General features: G+C 36.2%; 16 protein-coding genes. 8 read left to right on the top strand and 8 right to left on the bottom strand.

All coding sequences use genetic code 11. The annotated features are described in order from the left end of the window. Window positions 1-159: 159 nt before the first annotated feature. Window positions 160-1,197: an o-succinylbenzoate synthase gene (gene menC, locus UABHE_RS05230; protein WP_372369188.1), complete on the bottom strand. Its 1,038-nt coding sequence runs from the start codon at window positions 1,195-1,197 to the stop codon at window positions 160-162. Continuing rightward, entirely contained in the window at window positions 1,194-2,078 is an 885-nt protein-coding gene (locus tag UABHE_RS05235; RefSeq protein ID WP_372369189.1) for a 1,4-dihydroxy-2-naphthoate polyprenyltransferase, read from the bottom strand. The genes menC and UABHE_RS05235 overlap by 4 nt, the downstream gene beginning before the upstream one ends. 94 nt (window positions 2,079-2,172) lie before the next feature. Here UABHE_RS05235 and UABHE_RS05240 point away from each other — a divergent pair, with 94 nt between their 5' ends. Continuing rightward, on the top strand, window positions 2,173-2,814 hold the full coding sequence (locus UABHE_RS05240; protein ID WP_372369191.1) for an MOSC domain-containing protein: 642 nt from the start codon (window positions 2,173-2,175) through the stop codon (window positions 2,812-2,814). A 10-nt stretch (window positions 2,815-2,824) separates the two neighbouring features. Here UABHE_RS05240 and UABHE_RS05245 read toward each other — a convergent pair whose 3' ends face one another. After that, window positions 2,825-3,877 (bottom strand): basic secretory protein-like protein, encoded by a 1,053-nt coding sequence (locus tag UABHE_RS05245; RefSeq protein ID WP_372369192.1) that lies wholly within the window; start codon window positions 3,875-3,877, stop codon window positions 2,825-2,827. Window positions 3,878-3,896: 19 nt separating this feature from the next. After that, window positions 3,897-5,690 (bottom strand): serine/threonine protein kinase, encoded by a 1,794-nt coding sequence (locus tag UABHE_RS05250; RefSeq protein ID WP_372369193.1) that lies wholly within the window; start codon window positions 5,688-5,690, stop codon window positions 3,897-3,899. Window positions 5,691-5,813: 123 nt separating this feature from the next. Here UABHE_RS05250 and UABHE_RS05255 point away from each other — a divergent pair, with 123 nt between their 5' ends. Next, complete coding sequence (locus UABHE_RS05255; protein WP_372369195.1) at window positions 5,814-6,029, top strand: hypothetical protein; 216 nt, start codon at window positions 5,814-5,816, stop codon at window positions 6,027-6,029. Window positions 6,030-6,050: 21 nt separating this feature from the next. Here the strand turns inward: UABHE_RS05255 and UABHE_RS05260 are convergent, their stop codons facing one another. The 4 genes from UABHE_RS05260 to UABHE_RS05275 form a co-directional block, all read right to left on the bottom strand. After that, the gene (locus UABHE_RS05260; RefSeq protein ID WP_372369196.1) at window positions 6,051-8,366 is read right to left on the bottom strand and encodes an acyl-CoA dehydrogenase; all 2,316 of its coding nucleotides are present in this window, start codon (window positions 8,364-8,366) and stop codon (window positions 6,051-6,053) included. A 49-nt stretch (window positions 8,367-8,415) separates the two neighbouring features. Beyond that, window positions 8,416-8,994 carry a hypothetical protein gene (locus tag UABHE_RS05265; protein WP_372369197.1) on the bottom strand — a complete coding sequence of 193 codons (579 nt, stop codon included), beginning with the start codon at window positions 8,992-8,994 and terminating at the stop codon, window positions 8,416-8,418. 1 nt (window position 8,995) lies between these two features. Beyond that, complete coding sequence (gene rlmD / locus UABHE_RS05270; RefSeq protein ID WP_372369198.1) at window positions 8,996-10,384, bottom strand: 23S rRNA (uracil(1939)-C(5))-methyltransferase RlmD; 1,389 nt, start codon at window positions 10,382-10,384, stop codon at window positions 8,996-8,998. Window positions 10,385-10,763: 379 nt separating this feature from the next. Next, a complete protein-coding gene (locus UABHE_RS05275; RefSeq protein ID WP_372369199.1) occupies window positions 10,764-12,860 on the bottom strand; it encodes a hypothetical protein in 2,097 nt (698 codons plus the stop codon). Window positions 12,861-13,040: 180 nt separating this feature from the next. On the opposite strand from UABHE_RS05275, the gene UABHE_RS05280 reads away from it, so the two are divergent. The 6 genes from UABHE_RS05280 to UABHE_RS05305 all read left to right on the top strand — a co-directional run bounded on the left by UABHE_RS05280 (window position 13,041) and on the right by UABHE_RS05305 (window position 18,441). Next, window positions 13,041-13,331: a hypothetical protein gene (locus UABHE_RS05280; RefSeq protein ID WP_372369200.1), complete on the top strand. Its 291-nt coding sequence runs from the start codon at window positions 13,041-13,043 to the stop codon at window positions 13,329-13,331. Window positions 13,332-13,342: 11 nt separating this feature from the next. Then, a complete protein-coding gene (locus UABHE_RS05285) occupies window positions 13,343-14,281 on the top strand; it encodes a potassium channel beta subunit family protein (RefSeq protein ID WP_372369201.1) in 939 nt (312 codons plus the stop codon). 386 nt (window positions 14,282-14,667) lie between these two features. Continuing rightward, complete coding sequence (locus tag UABHE_RS05290; RefSeq protein ID WP_372369202.1) at window positions 14,668-15,987, top strand: 6-phosphofructokinase; 1,320 nt, start codon at window positions 14,668-14,670, stop codon at window positions 15,985-15,987. Between the two features lie 9 nt (window positions 15,988-15,996). Further along, window positions 15,997-17,250 (top strand): tyrosine--tRNA ligase, encoded by a 1,254-nt coding sequence (tyrS, locus tag UABHE_RS05295; RefSeq protein WP_372369203.1) that lies wholly within the window; start codon window positions 15,997-15,999, stop codon window positions 17,248-17,250. A gap of 98 nt (window positions 17,251-17,348) precedes the next feature. Further along, window positions 17,349-18,065, top strand: coding sequence for a hypothetical protein (locus tag UABHE_RS05300; RefSeq protein ID WP_372369204.1), 717 nt, complete (start codon window positions 17,349-17,351; stop codon window positions 18,063-18,065). Further along, window positions 18,049-18,441: an HIT family protein gene (locus UABHE_RS05305; RefSeq protein WP_372369205.1), complete on the top strand. Its 393-nt coding sequence runs from the start codon at window positions 18,049-18,051 to the stop codon at window positions 18,439-18,441. The genes UABHE_RS05300 and UABHE_RS05305 overlap by 17 nt, the downstream gene beginning before the upstream one ends. Window position 18,442: the final 1 nt, after the last annotated feature.

Consider the following 18,442-nt stretch of genomic DNA (forward strand, 5'->3'; position numbering starts at 1 on the left):
AGGGCGTGGACATTTAAAATTTGTTTAGTGTAAGTCACTATAGGGCGTAGCTAGACATATCAAACTTGCCGATACCACGTTCTGTAGGTTTGATACAACGGCGCTAGGATTTACAGGGGCTATATAATGAGTAAAGAATGCTCACACGCCCTAATTTGTTCACACGCAAATTTCTTGTTGCAAGTATTGCGACAAGTCTATTGAAGCAGAGTCTGTTGAAAAACGATGATACAAAGTATCTTCTTCAAGCCACTTGTATGTGTCAAGGCCACTAGCCATAGACGTTGTTGCCGCAATATTAGCTAACATTACAAGGCCGATGCTTGTGTCAAAACAACTGCTTATAACGCAAAGTATATCATTATTATTTGCCCATGATATCCATTCAAAAGTAAACCCAATTCCCCCTATAAGTGCTGGCTTTAAAACAACTACTTTAGGAAAAGGTGGATGTTGTGGAGGTATTTTTTGCTCGTAAACACTTTCATCCCAAGCAATATTGACATTTTGAGGGAGCTGCGAAAACAATTCTTTGGACACAGGCTCTTCAATATACTCAATATTATAATTCGCTATACTATCAATAAAAACACTTGCTTCTTCTAAAGACCAACTGCGATTCGCGTCTAAACGCATTTTCCACTTATTATTCAAGTCTAAAATATATTTTATATTGCAAAGATCTTCTTCTAAAGAGTTACGTCCCACTTTGAGCTTTACTGTTTGTACCTGTTGCTTTTGCAAAATATCAGCTTGCGCTTTTATGTCGTTGTACTTTCCGCTTAACAAACCATTAATTTCAACAATATCACCCGCTGTTGATTTCCACAGTTTCCGAGGTGTTGTGTTACAAAAAAGCGAACTAACATTCCACAAAGCTGTTTCTATACCCCACATAACACTTGCAGAAAATGGGTATTCTTGTAACTTTCGTCCAAAAAAACAAGGATTGTTTTTTATATCCTCAATACTCCACTGCCAGTTAGAAATTACTTTTAAAGCAAGATCTATTTCTTTTTCGACTTGCATTTCGCTATGGAAATATGGTAGAGGTGCGACTTCTCCATACCCCCAAACATCATCTATTTGTAGGGCAACAATAAAACCGCTACGGCTTTCAATAAAATTTCGTTTAAGTTGTAACGGCCTATTCAGAGACACACAAAACGGACGGGTAAAATTTTTTTTTATTTTCACGAGTAGATCCAAGACATAGAAAAACACAAGCTGTACAATAACAACAGCAAAGCAGTCTGTCCAAGAACAGGATTAAGTTTTGTTCCTTGCAATCGCATAATCTTTATAACGAGCATTATAGCTAGTGGAATAGGAAGTAGTGTATATAAAATTGCTACACCCTTTGCTCCTGTCAAGTACAAATATACCGGTAAAGAAAATGCTATTATAAAACACAAAATATATTCTATAAATGTAAAAAGTTTTCCAAAACGAACAGCTAAGGTTCTCTTGCCTACCTTGCGATCGGTTTCTATGTCGCGCAAATTATTAACGATTATTATTGCTGTGGCCAAAGCGCCAAGAGCAAAACCACACAAAATATGCTCAGTGCTGATTTCCATCGATTGTAAATAATATGTACCACCAACAGCAACAGGCCCAAAGAAAATCAAAACAAAGATATCCCCTAATCCATTATAACCTAACGGATATGGTCCACCAGTGTATATAACTCCACAAATAATAGAAACGATTCCTATCAGTAAGATGTATAAGCCGCCGTACCAAGCCAAGTAAAGACCACAAAGAAATGCGACAGCAAATGTGAAAAGAAAAGCTCGTTTCATTGTTTGCGGGGTTACCCAGCCAGCTTGTGTTGCACGCGTTGGCCCCTTACGTTCTTCTGTGTCCGCTCCCTTTATGTAATCGTAGTAGTCATTCGCAAAATTTGTACCAATTTGGATTGCAATAGCACAAAGGAGTGTTACCATAAAAATCCACATGTTCGAAAAGCCATCACCATAAGCCATCGATGTTCCCACTAGAACAGGTGAAATTGCTGCCCACAAAGTTTTAGGGCGCATAGCTAAAAACCAAGTTTTCACAAACGAACGTTCCATTTTTTCTCCTTGTCACCTATAATGTAGCTAGTACGTGTCCCTATGACAATTATTAATAATTGTATGCCTAACATAATACGATTAGGAAAAAACAATGCAAATAAAATCATTAAATATTGGAAGTCCACAAACAATAGCAACAACTAATAATAAGTTTATATCAGCCATTCGCAAGACGCCAACTCTCCAAAAAGTTTTTCTTACAAAGATGGGCTTAAAAGGAGATAGTTGTTACGACGAAAAAGCTCATGGAGGGAAAGACAAGGCACTGCATATGTTTTGTTTCGAAAATTATACTTTTTTTGAATCGCGCGCTGAGTCAAAACTCACAATACCAACATTTGGTGAAAATATTACAATTTCTAATTATCACGAAAAAATAGCGCGAATCGGTGATACTTTACAAATTGGTGAAGTAATTGTGCAAGTATCCGAACCAACTATTCGTTGTAGTAAAATAGGAATGTCTGCAGGGTTTAAACAAATGTTAAAATGGATTCATGAAGAATTTAAAACAGGATTCTATTTACGTGTCTTACAAGAAGGAGAAATAGATGTCAATTCTCCTGTAAAATTATTAAATAGAGGTTCAGAAAAAGCAACAATCGATGAACTAAACCGCGCAATGTTTTGCAATTTTAATAAACAAGAAATAATAAAACCTATTTTAGAGATCGCTTCTTTATCTCAAGGATGGAAGTCAAAGTTGAGAAAAAAAGCGAAAATAGACGCATAGTAAACCGCTGTTATTTATTTACGAGATTTGTCATTTTTCCTAGAATATTTTTTTCGCCATATTTTTTTTCAAAATTGCGTATTTTACGAAAACCTTGTCCATAAATATCTCGTTGCTTTTCAATTCTTTGCGCTTCTGTTTTGTAATTGTAATGAATTAGTGTTTTGTAAGAAATCCACTCTGCCAATCCTTCAAGAATGAGTAAGCTAGGTTTTTTATGGAAATGATCTGCTTGCCATGCATGGGTATACTCATGAGCAAGAACTCCCATACACAAAGAATAAGGAAGAAGAGATTCTATATAAACGCGATAATTGTTACCGCGCTGCACAAATAATCCTAATGCACGACGATCACTAGCACCATATTTAATAGTATTTTTAGTGCGTAATTTTGCCAATGTCAATGCGTCCACTAATTCTAGTTCTGTTGCTAGATTAATTTTCATATTGAATTTTTTTTCAACAAATTGCACTACTCGATGAAGAATTTTTTTGGCTGCTGTAGGATTTTGAACGGATGTTTTCATGCAAATACCACAAATATTGCGTTTATCACCTATTTGATAATATTTACCAGTAATAGGAGTGCTACAAGTATCACAGTAATTTTTGCTATTCACACAGTTATTACAAAATTTACGCTTGTCATTGGGAAATGTAAAAAACTTTGCAATAAGTGGTACGTGGCATTTTGCGCATAACTCAACAGTATTAGAACAAGGTACGCACAAAATTTGAGATTGTATCTGTAGATAGTCTTTTGTTGTTCTTTTGCATCGAAAACATTTGGGCATTTTGTTGTAGCATCCCGAACATAAAACGGCTTGATCTACTTGCCAATACTTTTGAAAAATATGTTTATTACAATGTTTACACCGCTTTGCTTTTGAAGTACAAATACTGCAATATATCTTACTTCCTCGCTTAATACCTCGTCTTGCAGGCAATCCACAATGATTACATTTTTTAGACTTTTGGTAACATTTTGTACAGAAATAATTATTTCTACTTTGCCAAAATTTACCAGTAATTTTTTGTTTGCAAAAACCACAACTTTTCATTTTAGGTTACCATAAATTTTTATTTAAACTGATTTTCTATTTCTTTATAGTCTTCTGCTGATAACAATTTTTTTATTTCATATTGCGCAATTTCCTGCCAACTAGATTCTTTAGCTGATTTCGCTGCCGTATACAGTGTTATCCATGCCTGCGCCTCTAAACGTTTATAACGGTACAGAGGTACTTTATCATATGCTATGCGGTACTTTCGAGTACTATCAAGAATCACAGTTTTGATTTGGCGAAACTTAATTTGAGATTGTTCTAATTTATCCTTGCGATCATCACTTTTTTCCTTTTTGGAAAGTTCATTTTCATCCACACTATCAAATTCATCAACAGAATCATCAACAGAATCTTCAACAGAACTAACATTTTCATTATATTGAATATCACCAGCAAGTGCTTTTGTCACTTTTTCTTCAGGAATTTGTTGCTCTTTTGCTACTTTTAATTTAATTCGTTTTCCAGAGTCTTGTTTTGCAATTTTTTTTATCGCATTTTTACTTTTAGAGGAGCTCTTTGAAAAACTAAATTCGTCTCTAGAATTTGTAAGAGAAAACTCCTCTTCTAATTGTGCTATTTGCTGTTGAGCCATCAAAACGCTATTTTCACTTTCTTGCTTCTGGCGATAGTAGTTCAAAAAAGAAATGCTAACTACAAACAGTAAACTTGTAAAAAAGACTAATAATACTTCTTTGCGATAGCGTTTACCTGCATTTTTCACCTTATCCCAAAGAGTATAGGTACATGCTTTCACTTGACGATGATCTAAAAAACGCTGGATATCTTGCGAAAGATCACGTACATTTTGATAGCGATCTTGTGCAGAGAACGCCATAGCTTTGTTTAATATTGCCTGTAGCTCTTTGGATATATTTCCCCATAAACCTTTTTTAGGAATGTCATTGCAATTTCCCTTGGAAACCTTCGTTAAAATTTCTAGCGGATTACTACCTGAAATATACCTTTTACCAGTAAGCATTTCATAAAGTATTACTCCTAACGCATAAACATCAGAACGATGATCAATAAGATCTATTTCTCCTCTGGCTTGTTCTGGTGACATATAAAGTGGCGTTCCTGCAATTTGTCCGGTTATTGTTTGAAAACCACCTTGCTCGCGAAGTGTAGTAATGCTATCTTCGCTAAGAACTTCACTTCCTTGGCCAATTACTTTTGCTAGACCCCAGTCCATTACCATCACTTCACCAAAATGACCAATCATAATATTCGCTGGTTTTAGATCGCGGTGTACAACACTTTTTGAGTGCGCATATTCAATAGCATCACATATACCTTGAAAAATACGAAAGACCTTACCCTGAGTCCAATCGTGATCAGAATTTTTTGTGATATCTCGAATTACTTGTTGTAAAGATTGCCCTTTTACATATTTCATTGTAAAATAGAGATTGTCACCGTCAACCCCCATTTCGTGGATAGGGACTATATTTGGATGTTCTAATTGACCAGTGATTTGGCCTTCTTCAAAAAAGCGCTGTAAAGTTTCCCGCGAATTTTGTCTCTCATTTAAGAGCATTTTACTTGCTACAACTCGCTGAATGTTGCGATCTTTCCACAACAATATACGCCCCATTCCTCCACGGTTTATTTCGTGGATAACGTCGTACTTTCCTCCAATAGTAAGCGTTTCTGTAGTTAGAGAATCGTTTACTTCTGCGCTATCAGTTGGTAGAGTAATACCTGCCGTGTCAATGTTTAGTGTTTTTGCTATATTACAAATTTGTGTATCTGCTGACGAAATAATTTGCGTATTGTCTTTGTGTTCGTGTATTTTATCATTTTCCAAAACTATACTCCCCTTGTTCTTGAATAACTTACTAAAGCACTTTAATCTAGTTGATTAACTACTTAGTACTATATAACAAAAAAAAGTTCCTATCTTTTGCAAAATCTACTTAGAAGAAAATACATGAAAAAAGACCACATCCCTTACATTGGGGACACTGTAATGCCCAAAAAAATATCCGAAAAAAAAATCATTGGAAAACTAACTTTAGCTGCTTACAAATGCGGTGGCTGTGGTAAGGGACTCCCCTTACAATTGTCATTTGGCAAAACTAAAAAAATTCGTTGTAAGAGTTGTTTAGATTATAATGTTATGGCATGTCATCAACTAATTGAGTAAAGCCAGGATGTTATTTGCTTACTATTTAGCAATAGGAGCATCTAAACATTGAGTTGGAATGGCAAAAGCATTTACCAAATGCACTGCTTGTGGTTTCAATTCTAAACACAATTTGCTTACTTGACGCAAGATTGCTTTTGATTTTGCTACTTCAATATAACCACTTTCGATATACCAAGCGCGGTCATTTGCAATGCAATTTAAAGAGAACAACGTACATAATTTTTCTAAAATAGGTTTTAAAGAATCATTGGCATGATTAGCAATTTCTACTTGAAATCTTTCACATATTACTCTTTCCATACAAGCCTTTGCTAAAGCCACTAAGTGGTTTTGGCATTCAATAAAAGCATCAAAAGAATCCATTCCATTCTCAATGCGATGCTTTAATCTTTTTGCTACGGACACAAGTAGGCTTTTTTCACGATAAGTCAAGGCTTCTACATGAAAACTTTGGCTACGCAAGTGATCTTCATCGGTGTTGCGCGTAGTAATAGGGTTTAATTCCATTACAACTACTGCTGCTTGGTTAGCGATATACTTAACCATAGCCCACCAATTCATTTCATGAAATTGTTGTTTTAGGTCTGCTAGCAAACCTTTTGCAACTAATTGCATTAATACGGTATTGTCTCCCTCAAAGGTTGTGAAAATTTCACTATCGGCTTTTAAATCAGCAAATCTATTTTCTGATAAATATCCTTGGCCTCCACAACATTCGCGACAGGTTTGTATTGTGTGGGTTCCATTCCAAGTTGCGTAAGACTTTAAACCCGCAGCAAGAACTTCAATTTCTCTTGTATCTTTTTCTGTTTGCTCTGCGTAACGCCTCGTTAGATACTGAATAGAAAACTCAAGAGCGTAAGCATTTGCAATCAAAGGAATAAGACGTTTTTGATGTGTTGGATAATTTAAAATCGAAATTTCTTTTTCCCCTGCAGGACCAAATTGACGCCGTTTAGCAGCATAGCGAACTGCAATAGTCAACCCTGATTTAGCAACACTAACTGAAGCTGCTGCAATGCTGATTCTACCAGCAACAAGTGTACTAAGCATTGTGAAAAAACGTTGAGATGAACTAGTGATTTTGCTTGAATACTCTCCATTTTCTGAAACTTGCGCAAAATGATCAAGCAAATTTTCGCGCGGAACTCTAACTTTATCAAACCATATTCGTCCGTTATCTACACCATTGAGACCCATCTTTTCACCACAGTCTTCTATCCGTACTCCAGATAAAATATTTTTATTGTCGTCGCGAATTGGCACAACAAAAGCATGAACGCCAAACTCTTGGTCATCAATAATAAGCTGTGCGAATACTGTTGCAATAATGCCATCGCAAGCCGCATTTCCTATATACTCTTTACACGCAGAATCATTTGGTGTATCAATAATAAATTGTTTGTTTACTTTGTCGTAGTGAGCAGTCGTTTCTAAATCGCGTACATTTGAACCATGCCCATTCTCGGTCATCGCGAAACATCCCATACACTCTAAATCACCAATACTTTTTAGATATTTTTCATGATGGTACTTTGTGCCAAGGAAACAAATACTTCCGCCAAACAAGCCAAACTGAACGCCCACTTTGACAACCAAACTCAAATCGTGAAAAGCAAGTGTTTTCATCATTACGATAAAACGAGCAAGATCACTTTTTCCTCCGTATATTTCGGGATAAAAAAGCGATCCCCAACCTTGCTTTGCTATTTCTTGACACCATTTTCTTACTTGGTCGCGATGCTCTGTTGTTGTTAATGATCTATCTGGATATTTAAATTCAGGGTCACGTAGTAAATTTTTTATTTTTCTTTGCAACGGTGCGTATTCACCGTCTAAAAAATCAGTCATTTCCTTAATATTAAACTCAGGCTCTGTTTCTTTGGTAAATTTGTCACGTGTCAATTTTTCAGTAAGGATTTCTCTGCGCGCCTCAGAGCCAACTACTTTTAGTGCTTGTTCCACTTCGTCTAATGCCTGACAAAGTTCCTTTGATGTACAGCGAATTTTCGGATTATCTCCTCCAATACTGGCAATTTCTGCACCAAGTTCGGCAAGCGTACGCCGCGAGGTATCTGTTTGCGACTTAGCATTACCACGAATAGCTGATAACCATGATTGCATTTGCTGAGGAGATGGCGGATTTCGCGGATCAAGCCATTGTTGTAAAATTTCCTTGTCTTCCTTTTGTAGCCAACTCATTGTTGTGATTTTTACATGAATTTTTTCTATTTCACTAGGTGTTAGTACATTATTCGACCATGCAATGTAAATCATTGGTAAAACAGGTAGCAATCTAGCATGTGTTTGCGTAAGATCATTTTGATTTTGCATATCTTAATCACCTCTGTTAGTTAATGGTAAAAACTGTACGTAACGTAGACTATAAAACTTCTGGCTTTTCACTAGCTTTCTCTTCGGCAGTACAAATATCTTCTTTGTTTTTATCAACTTCTTCTTGCTTACTATCCTCTTCTTGTTCTTTTTTTACTTGCTCTATGCGTTTTTGTTGTTGTTTGGGCAGTAAATTTTCCCAAATAAAACTCCCTCCAACAGTTACACCAAGGAATACAGCAAGTAAAACGCCTATATAATTGGGAATGCCAAACGAAATCACTGACATCATTAAAGCTGAAATTGCAATACTAAAAGTTAAATTTGCCACTAAATGAATAAATCTTAATTTTTTAAACGGCACAGTAAAGTTACTTACTTTATAAACCAAAATCACCATTATTGTTGACAAAAAACAAATAGTGGAAAAAAATAATGTATAAAAAGAAGTATAAAACCCAAGATCTAGATCTCCAGAAAAATAAATGACAATTTTTGAAAACATTTCTTTTTCTATACCTGGCAATGAAATAAGACCGCTAAACGCAAAACCGGCTAAAATGCAGCTCGTAGTCATTAATTGATTTAAGGATTCAATATAATCGGATTTTTTTTCTTGTTTTAACATTTTATTTGGCCTTTACTAAAACAACAATGTTTTCAATATGATGAGTATGAGGAAACATATCTAGCGGTTGTATGTAGCCGATAACGTACTTTTCCGTTAGTAACTCAATGTCTTCCAGTTGAGTTTTAGGATTACAGCTAACATAAATAATTTTTTCAGGTGCTATCTTAAGAAGCTCGCGGCATGTTTTTTTTCTCATTCCTTCGCGAGCAGGATCAACAATAACAACTTCAGGCTGTCCATATTTCGCCAAGAACTTTTCTCCTAACATTTCTTGGACATTACCAGCAACAAATTCAGCATTATCAATATTATTTAGCGCTGCATTTTTCTTCGCATCTTCAATCGCATCTTCTACGTAATCAACACCTATAACTTTGCCTACGTGCTGGGCGATAAATAAAGCAATGCTTCCTACGCCCGTGTATAAATCGTAAACGGTTTCATTTCCAGAAAAAGAAGCTAACTCTAGTATCTTTTGATATAATAATAAACACTGATCTGTGTTTGTTTGAAAAAAAGACCGAGGTCCAATAGCAAACTTTAAAGAATTCAAGCGCTCTGTAATGTAATCTTTTCCTGAAAAATGAACAATATCCACTCCATCCAAGGAGTCATTTCCTGTTAAATTTACAGCATAAAAAACAGAGGTCACTTTTGGAAAAGTACTCGAAATACTTTCTAAAAGCGGAAAGATTTTTTCATGTTGTTCTTCGGCAATAACAAGTATAACCATGAACTCTCCACCACTAGTATTTCGTACAACGAGGCTGCGTATAAAACCTTCATTTTTATGTATATTATAAAAAGACCAACCTTTTTCCCGAGCGTAAGCTCTTACCAATAACCTAATTCCATTAGACGGTTCCGGTTGTAGATAGCACTCCTCTATATCAACAACTTTATCGTAGCGCCCAGCAACATGGAAACCAACACCATTTTTGCAGTTTAAATCTTCATCAAGTTCTTCCTCTGTTAGCCATCTAGCATGAGAAAAAGAGAAATTCAATTTATTTCGGTAATGCTTTATTTTTGCACAAGGAATAATTGCCTGAACTTTATCCGATGAAATAACACTTTCAAAAATAGAACAAATTTCATCGCGTTTTAATTGTATTTGTTTGTTATAGTCAATATTTTGCCAACGGCACCCACCACATATTCCAAAATGCTCGCAAAATGCATCTGTTCTTATGGGTGATAGCTCGTAGGTCTCTTCGATAACTGCCTGACGGCATTTTTTGCGACGGCTTACAATACGAGCATCAACGACATCTCCAGGAACAGCATTGCGTACAGCTACTTTTTGCCTTACATCAGCTAAAAACCGTCCTTTGTGATGTTGCTCTTTTATACGAACCTGTTCGTAAATTTTACTTTTTTTCTTCAAAACTTTTCCATCTAGTTGCAAATGAATATTTCAGAGTAGGTTAAAGGAATAATGATTCAAATTTTGAGCAGAAATTTTATCAAACGCATTTAATTCCACAGGTTTACCTAAGTATTCACGCGTTAGAAAAGACCCGACTTGTAAATTGAGTACCTAAAAACATTCAGCCGATCAATCTCGCTAAATATTTTAAGTAGAACTTTGCTCAAAGAATTGCATCATTGACAACGCATTAAAACGTAACGCAAACAATTTTTGTGTCAAAACAAAATCTCTTTGTAAAATTTGAACCACCTTGTAGGGATTATCTTTTTTCAAATTTCTATAAAAAAACTTGCCGAAGATTTCTCGGCAAGTCGTATTTAATTTTGAAAGAGAATTACTTCATTTCTAGTTCTAATTCACCCAAAATTTCGTCCATAATATCTATCTGTGTTGCACTATCATTTATTTCTATTTCTATTTCTTCATTCACAACTCTAGGCTCTACATCTAAGGCTACTTCTTTGCGAATTTTGCGCTGAGAGTGAGCATGCTTATGAAATCTTTTCTTTTTTGTCCATCGAGATTTTTTGCGATTCTTCTTACACTTACATCCATGTGATTTAGATTTGTAACCATGAATATCGTGGTAACCGCGCTTGTGTCCTTTTTGGCATCCATGTGATCTAGATTTGTAACCATGAATATCGTGGTAACCGCGCTTGTGTCCTTTTTGGCATCCATGTGATCTAGACTTGTAACCATGAATATCGTGGTAACCGCGCTTGTGTCCTTTTTGGCATCCATGTGATTTAGATTTGTAACCATGAATATCGTGGTAACCGCGCTTGTGTCCTTTTTGGCATCCATGTGATTTAGATTTGTAACCATGAATATCGTGGTAACCGCGCTTGTGTCCTTTTTGACATCCATGTGATCTAGACTTGTAACCATGAATATCGTGGTGACCGCGCTTGTGTCCTTTTTGGCATCCATGTGATCTAGATCTGTGGTTATGATGTTTGTGGGATAAAGCTTTAGTTTTGCAAGATCCACAACAAGCTTTTACTTTTTTAGCCACTTTTCCAGAACAAGCATTTGTTGAGCACGATTTTTTAGCCGCTTTTCCAGAACAAGCATTTGTTGAACACGATTTTTTCGCTGCTTTTCCAGAGCAAGCACTTGTTGAGCACGATTTTTTCGCTGCTTTTCCAGAGCAAGCACTTGTTGAGCACGACTTTTTAGCCGCTTTTCCAGAACAAGCATTTGCAGAACAAGATTTTTTAGCCGCTTTTCCAGAACAAGCATTTGCAGAACAAGATTTTTTAGCCGCTTTTCCAGAGCAAGCACTTGTTGAGCACGACTTTTTAGCCGCTTTTCCAGAACAAGCATTTGTTGAGCACGACTTTTTAGCCGCTTTTCCAGAACAAGCATTTGTTGAGCACGATTTTTTCGCTGCTTTTCCAGAACAAGCATTTGCAGAACAAGATTTTTTAGCCGCTTTTCCAGAACAAGCATTTGTTGAGCACGATTTTTTCGCTGCTTTTCCAGAACAAGCACTTGTTGAGCACGACTTTTTCGCTGCTTTTCCAGAACAAGTATTTGTTGAGCACGATTTTTTCGCTGCTTTTCCAGAACAAGCATTTGTTGAGCACGATTTTTTCGCTGCTTTTCCAGAACAAGCATTTGTTGAGCACGATTTTTTCGCCGCTTTAGCTTTGCAAGATCCACAACAAGCTTTTGCTTTTTTAGCCGCTTTTCCAGAACAAGCATTTGCAGAACAAGATTTTTTACCACAACTATTTGAATTTCGTTGTTGTTTTTTTATCCATGGTTTTAAATGAGATTTGAGTTCTTGCAAGGTCATGTCTTTTATTCGTTTAGCCCCTGCACGATGTTTATGATCACCATCTACATTTTTGTTTTTCTTTTCTAATTCAACTTCAAAAGAAAACCCATTGTTCTTTTTGCGCACTTTTACTTGAGCATTATACTGCTTAAGTTTTTTGCGCAATTTATCCACATGAGACAAAACCCCATGAATCATTTTGCGTTTTTTTTCTTTAGGAAGTTTTTCCCATTCGCGCTTCATTTGCTTGGCAAATTTTTCAAGATCTTTCATATTCTTGACGCCACGCACTTTGCGCATTATACCGCGAATAAATTTCTTATTTCTTTTCTTGACATTTTTATCAACGGCTTGTTTTTTATCAACTTGTTTATTATCTTTTTTTTCTACATTTTTTTGTATTTCGTTTAATGCTTCTTGCTTTTCTTTATCGTTTAACGTTTTTAAAAATTCTTCTGCTAGTTTACGTTCGCTATTTGGTATTGTTTTTAAGATTTCTTCATCTTTTTTTTCGCGTACTACAGAAGATTCATCTTTTTTTTCTATAGCTGGTTTTTTATCTACAGCTTTTTCTGTTTCATTTTGCGCAAATAAAGCACTATGTGCAAAAAGAATACTCAGAAAAAAAACACTCAGCTTTTTCATAGAGACTCCTCTTAAAATTATTTCATTTTGTATTATGCTAACAACTTAGTTTTGTATTATACTAACATCATCAAAAATATCAACCTCTCAACTCCCATTCATGTAAACCAAAACATTAAAGAGAACATAAATGTCTTAAACTTTACAAGCTTCTCCTTTTAATGAAAGGGCATTTAAACCATGAAAAAAATAATACCTTTAATCTTAATTTTAATTCTCATTAGTGGATGTTTTTCTAGCAGAACAATTGTTGGACAAGGTGTTCATAAAACCATAAAAGAAGAATACACTCAGTGGTATGTTCTATGGGGAATTCTTCCAATGGGAAAAGCTGGATCTGGTATACAACTTAATGAAGATATTGTCGATGCACGAGTATATGTTAGATTTACGGCATGGGACTCGCTGTTCAATATATTCATAGGTCCTTTTACCAGTGTAGGGCGCAATACTGTTACTATAGAAAAATAAGGAATAAAATAATGCAATACAATAGACTAGGAAAAGCAGGAATAAAAGTTAGCGAACTATCTCTTGGATCTTGGCTTACTTTTGGCAAACACATCAATGTTGAAATTGCCAAAAATTGTATGCGGGCCGCCTTTGAACGTGGCGTAAATTTTTTTGATAATGCTGAGGTATATGCACGCGGGCTTTCTGAAAGCGTTATGGCTCAAATACTGAAAGAGTACCGACGCGAAGACCTAGTTATATCCACCAAAATATTTTGGGGTGGTGAAGGACCTAATGACAAAGGACTTTCATGGAAACACTTAGTCGAAGGTACAAAAAACTCTTTAAAGCGTTTAGAACTAGACTATGTAGATCTATTATTCTGCCATCGTCCTGATCCAGAAACTCCTATAGAAGAAACTGTTCGAGCTATGGACCATATCATTCGCTCAGGGCATGCCTTTTATTGGGGAACTTCAGAATGGAGTTCTGTAGAACTCGAAGAAGCATATGAAGTTGCAGAAAAGTACAATTGTATTCCACCAACAATGGAACAACCACAGTATCACATGTTCCATCGCGAAAGAGTAGAAGAGGAATACGCTCCTCTTTATGAAAAACATGGGATGGGAACAACAATTTGGAGCCCTTTAGCGTCTGGTATTTTAACAGGAAAATACAACAACGGTATTCCAGAGAATAGTCGTTTACAAAGAGAATCTTGGTTAGCAAAAGAACTCACGGAAGACAAACTGGACAAAGTGCGCAAACTAACAAGTCTCGCAGGAGATTTAGGGTGTTCTATGGCGCAATTAGCTATAGCCTGGTGCCTAGTGAATCCAAATGTGAGCACTGTAATCACTGGCGCGACTAGCATTGAACAGGTCAAAGAAAACATCAAGGCCGTAGATGTGAAAGAAAAACTAACCTCCGAAGTTATGGAAAAAATAGGTCAGATATTAAGTTAATACGCCAAGTAAACTAGGCATATCATCAATTAAATAGTGACTGTGTCCCTTGTCGTAATTATAGTGGTATCTGTAATCGATTCTAAAGCACAATTTTTTTTGAATATACTAAAAGATATAAACCACTTTATGAGCGCTACCCCGACTCAGAATATTTTTGAAATCGGTAAGTGATTACTACGGCGACAACCATTATAGTAATTTGTCGTAGCACTTTAGAATTTTAACAGAACATAAGAATTTGTCGTAGCACTTTAGAATTTTAACAGAACATAAGAATTTTTCTTAATTGATGACATGCCCTAACTCTAATTGGATCTATAAAAGTTACTGTTAACAAACTTTGTTACTATCAGGAGGTGATTCTTCATTGAATCAAAAATGAAATGAGTATATCTATTCAAAAAGGTAAGTTGGGTATATTAGTTGGTGGTGGGCCTGCGCCTGGTATCAACGGAGTCATACGTGCCGTTGCTTTAGAAGCAATGAAACGCAATTGGGAAGTTGTTGGGTTTTACGACGGCTACCAATGGCTATCTCAAGGTAATATTGAAATGGTATGCGAGAAAAGCGCGAAGTTAACCGTTGAAGATATCTACAAAATACATTTTCAAGGCGGATCTATCCTACGAACATCGCGAACAAATCCTCGAAAAATAGAAAATGGTGTTGAAAATTGCGTAAGTATGCTAAAAGAAGTCGGCATCACTAAAATGGTTACCATTGGTGGCGACGATACAGTATATGGAGCTTACTTGCTATCAGAGGAAGCCAAAAAACAAGGAGTAAACATTCAATTTGCTCATGTTCCTAAAACAATAGATAATGATTTACCTTTACCTGAAAACATTAATACATTCGGATTTGCGACTGCTTGCCATGTAGGTGCTACCTTAATGAAAAACCTCATGCACGATGCAAAAACCACAAATCGCTGGATGTTAGCTGTAGCAATGGGTAGACACACTGGCCATTTAGCTTTAGGCATAGGTAAAGCAGCGGGCGCAACTTTAACGATAGTGCCCGAACAATTTAACAACAAAACTATTTCGATTGATGATGTTTGCGATTTAATTCAGATTGCAATGGTGAAATGTAATGTTTTGGGGCAGAATCACGGCGTTGCTGTTATAGCTGAAGGAATCAGCGAACTACTTCCTGACGAAGAAATTCAAAAAATTCCAGGGTCAAAAATCACTCGTGATTCATATGGGAATAGACGTCTTGCCGATGTTAATTTAGCTTTAGGAATACGTACTAATCTTGAAAAACGTTTTCAGGAACTAGGAAAAAGTACGCGCTTAGTTTCTGTAGAATTGGGCTACTTACTGCGTTGCGCTGATCCAATTCCACAAGATCAAATATATACCAAAGATCTAGGCTATAGTGCTGTTTATTTTTTATTAAACAAAGGTGAAAATCACCAAGGAAACGTAGTAATTTGTTTAGATAATGGCGAACTGAATCCTATTCCTTTCGAATCTATTATTCATTCTGAAACAGGAAAATCTAAAGTTCGTTATCTCAACACTAGCAGCTACGTTTATCGTATAGCCCAAGAATACATGATGCACTTAAATGATAGAGATTTAACAAACACTAAATTTCTAGCGCAAATGGCTGCCGAATTAAATATGAATCTCGATGATTTTACTGAACGTTTCAAACATACTGTTTTTCACTCTCCAAAAGATATTAGTAACTAGGAGTAAAATATGAATGTCTTTGATGTACTTTTAGAGAGAGGTTTTATTGCAACAGAAGAAGATGGAACTCCAAAACAAGTAACAGACATGAAAGTCCGCGAAGTTTTAGGGCAAGATAACATATCTTGTTATATTGGATTTGATCCAACAGCATCTTCTCTCCACGTAGGAAGTTTAGTTCAAATTATGGTTCTTGCTCACATGCAGCGTGCTGGTCATCGCCCTATTGCTGTTGTGGGAGGAGGAACTGCTATGGTTGGAGATCCCTCTGGAAAATCAGAGATGCGTAAAATGCTCACCCAAGAAGATATCAACAATAATATGCTAGGTCTCAAAAAGCATCTCAGTCGCTTTATTGAGTTCTCTGAAGATAAAGCAATGATAGCCAACAATGCTGATTGGCTTTCTCCTATCAACTACATCGAATTTCTACGCGACTATGGTGTACATTTTTCTGTGAATAGAATGTTAGCTGCAGAATCTGTAAAACTTCGCTTAGAAAAAGAACAAGGTCTATCTTTTTTAGAATTCAATTATATGCTGCTACAAGCTTTTGATTTTCTACACTTAAAGCAAAATCACGATTGTGTACTCCAGATGGGAGGAGATGATCAATGGGGAAATATTTGCGCTGGCATAGATCTTATTCGTCGTGTAGAACGTAAAAGCGCTTACGGAATCACCTTTCCTCTTATAACGACTGCTTCTGGTGCTAAAATGGGTAAAACAGAGCAAGGAGCAGTGTGGTTAGATAGCGAATTATTCTCGCCTTTAGATTACTATCAATTTTGGCGTAATGTCGATGATCGTGATGTAAAAAAATTCTTGGGTATTTTTACTTTCTTGCCAATGGAGCAGGTTAACGAACTTGGTCAATTACAAGGTAAGGACATTAATAAAGCTAAGAAAATTCTCGCTTTTGAAGCCACAAAACTAAATCATGGAGAACAAGCTGCGAAAACCGCACAAGAGACTGTTGAAAAAATATGGAGTGGAGACAAGAAAGGTGTTGATTTACCAACTCTTACTGTTCTCTCTTCAGAATTAGAAGAAGGTATTCTTGCTACCGAACTTTTTCACAAACTAGATCTTGTTCCTTCAAAAAGTGAAGCCAAAAGACTAATAAAAAAAGGCGGAGCTTCGATCAATGATGAACGCATACAGGCTTTTGATTTTAAAGTCACAAGTGCTGACCTTCAAGACGGAGAAATTTTATTGCGTGCTGGAAGGAAAAGGTATGCAAAGGTCGTAGTTAAATCTTAGAGTATGTTACAAGCTCTTAAGCAAGTAAATAAACTAATACAAAATGTAGCATCATTTAATAAAAATCGATGCTACATTTATTTGCGCAGGCAAACAAAATGGAAAAACAACAACTAACACAATTACTACTTTCTTGCCAAAAAGATTTCGACTGGCATCAGCAACATGCTGCTTTATTCGTCGAAGAACATATGGCAAAACTATCGCACACACTTCTCGATTTTTACAATAATGGTGCGCGCGATATACAACCTCTTCCCCACTTCCATGTAGAGTGTACTCCCTCTCTTAGTAACGCATTTCTATATTTTAATAATGCGCTTAACGAAGCTACAAAATCGCAATTCGCAATCACACCGCACAATCAGGAATTGTTGAGTGGGAGTCTACACAGCGCAGGATGTCAAAATATATTAATGTTACTTGGGCAGCGTCATACACCAGCAAGTATTACCGATTATACTGCTATTCCTCCCACCACAGAATCGCTAATGTTATCTGCGTTTAGCGAGGGAAAGCAAGGATTATCATTTGCTGCGCGTGCTTGGACAAAACACGTAGGGCGTTCCTCTGATAATTTTTGGGGAGATGTAAAAGGCTCTGCACAAGCAAAAAACAATAAAGCAAAACAAATAGTGCTGTCGATACTTGATAATACTACGTGGTGGAATATTTTTTACCACTATAAACATTCGCTTGTATATGAAGCTCGAATTGCTAGTGGTCACGGAGTACGCTGGGGTAAAAAAGGTGACGAATTTATCGGCTTTTTAGAACCATTTCTTGAGGAAGAAAAAAATGGCAACAATATTTGACAAAATAATTGCAGGAGAAATTCCTTGTGCAAAAGTATACGAGGATGATCATTTCCTAGCATTTTTAGATGTCCGTCCTGTAAACACAGGGCACACTTTAGTTATTCCAAAGCAACCACAGTCTTACATCTTTGATCTAGATAACAATACTTATACAAATTTAATGGCACTTACTAAAAAAATAGCCTGCCATCTTAAAGAAAAGTTAGATTGCAAGCGTGTATGTATGACAGTGATTGGTTGGGAAGTTCCCCATGTACACGTACACTTAATTCCTACAAACGAAATCAAAGAACTTCCGTTAAATGGACCAAATGTCAAGCAGGCAACAATAGAAGAACTAAGTAAAGTCGCTGAAAAATTACAAGGATTATAAA

This window comes from Candidatus Uabimicrobium helgolandensis (genome assembly GCF_041508025.1).
In the GTDB taxonomy this organism is placed as follows: domain Bacteria; phylum Planctomycetota; class Uabimicrobiia; order Uabimicrobiales; family Uabimicrobiaceae; genus Uabimicrobium; species Uabimicrobium helgolandensis.

What these genes read in the sequence shown, in the direction of transcription:
- UABHE_RS05235 (WP_372369189.1), bottom strand. Translation starts at nt 2,078, where the DNA reads ATGGAACGTTCGTTTGTGAAAACTTGGTTTTTAGCTATGCGCCCTAAA.
- UABHE_RS05240 (WP_372369191.1), top strand. Translation starts at nt 2,173, where the DNA reads ATGCAAATAAAATCATTAAATATTGGAAGTCCACAAACAATAGCAACA.
- UABHE_RS05245 (WP_372369192.1), bottom strand. Translation starts at nt 3,877, where the DNA reads ATGAAAAGTTGTGGTTTTTGCAAACAAAAAATTACTGGTAAATTTTGG.
- UABHE_RS05255 (WP_372369195.1), top strand. Translation starts at nt 5,814, where the DNA reads ATGAAAAAAGACCACATCCCTTACATTGGGGACACTGTAATGCCCAAA.
- UABHE_RS05260 (WP_372369196.1), bottom strand. Translation starts at nt 8,366, where the DNA reads ATGCAAAATCAAAATGATCTTACGCAAACACATGCTAGATTGCTACCT.
- UABHE_RS05265 (WP_372369197.1), bottom strand. Translation starts at nt 8,994, where the DNA reads ATGTTAAAACAAGAAAAAAAATCCGATTATATTGAATCCTTAAATCAA.
- UABHE_RS05275 (WP_372369199.1), bottom strand. Translation starts at nt 12,860, where the DNA reads ATGAAAAAGCTGAGTGTTTTTTTTCTGAGTATTCTTTTTGCACATAGT.
- UABHE_RS05280 (WP_372369200.1), top strand. Translation starts at nt 13,041, where the DNA reads ATGAAAAAAATAATACCTTTAATCTTAATTTTAATTCTCATTAGTGGA.
- UABHE_RS05285 (WP_372369201.1), top strand. Translation starts at nt 13,343, where the DNA reads ATGCAATACAATAGACTAGGAAAAGCAGGAATAAAAGTTAGCGAACTA.
- UABHE_RS05290 (WP_372369202.1), top strand. Translation starts at nt 14,668, where the DNA reads ATGAGTATATCTATTCAAAAAGGTAAGTTGGGTATATTAGTTGGTGGT.
- tyrS (WP_372369203.1), top strand. Translation starts at nt 15,997, where the DNA reads ATGAATGTCTTTGATGTACTTTTAGAGAGAGGTTTTATTGCAACAGAA.
- UABHE_RS05300 (WP_372369204.1), top strand. Translation starts at nt 17,349, where the DNA reads ATGGAAAAACAACAACTAACACAATTACTACTTTCTTGCCAAAAAGAT.
- UABHE_RS05305 (WP_372369205.1), top strand. Translation starts at nt 18,049, where the DNA reads ATGGCAACAATATTTGACAAAATAATTGCAGGAGAAATTCCTTGTGCA.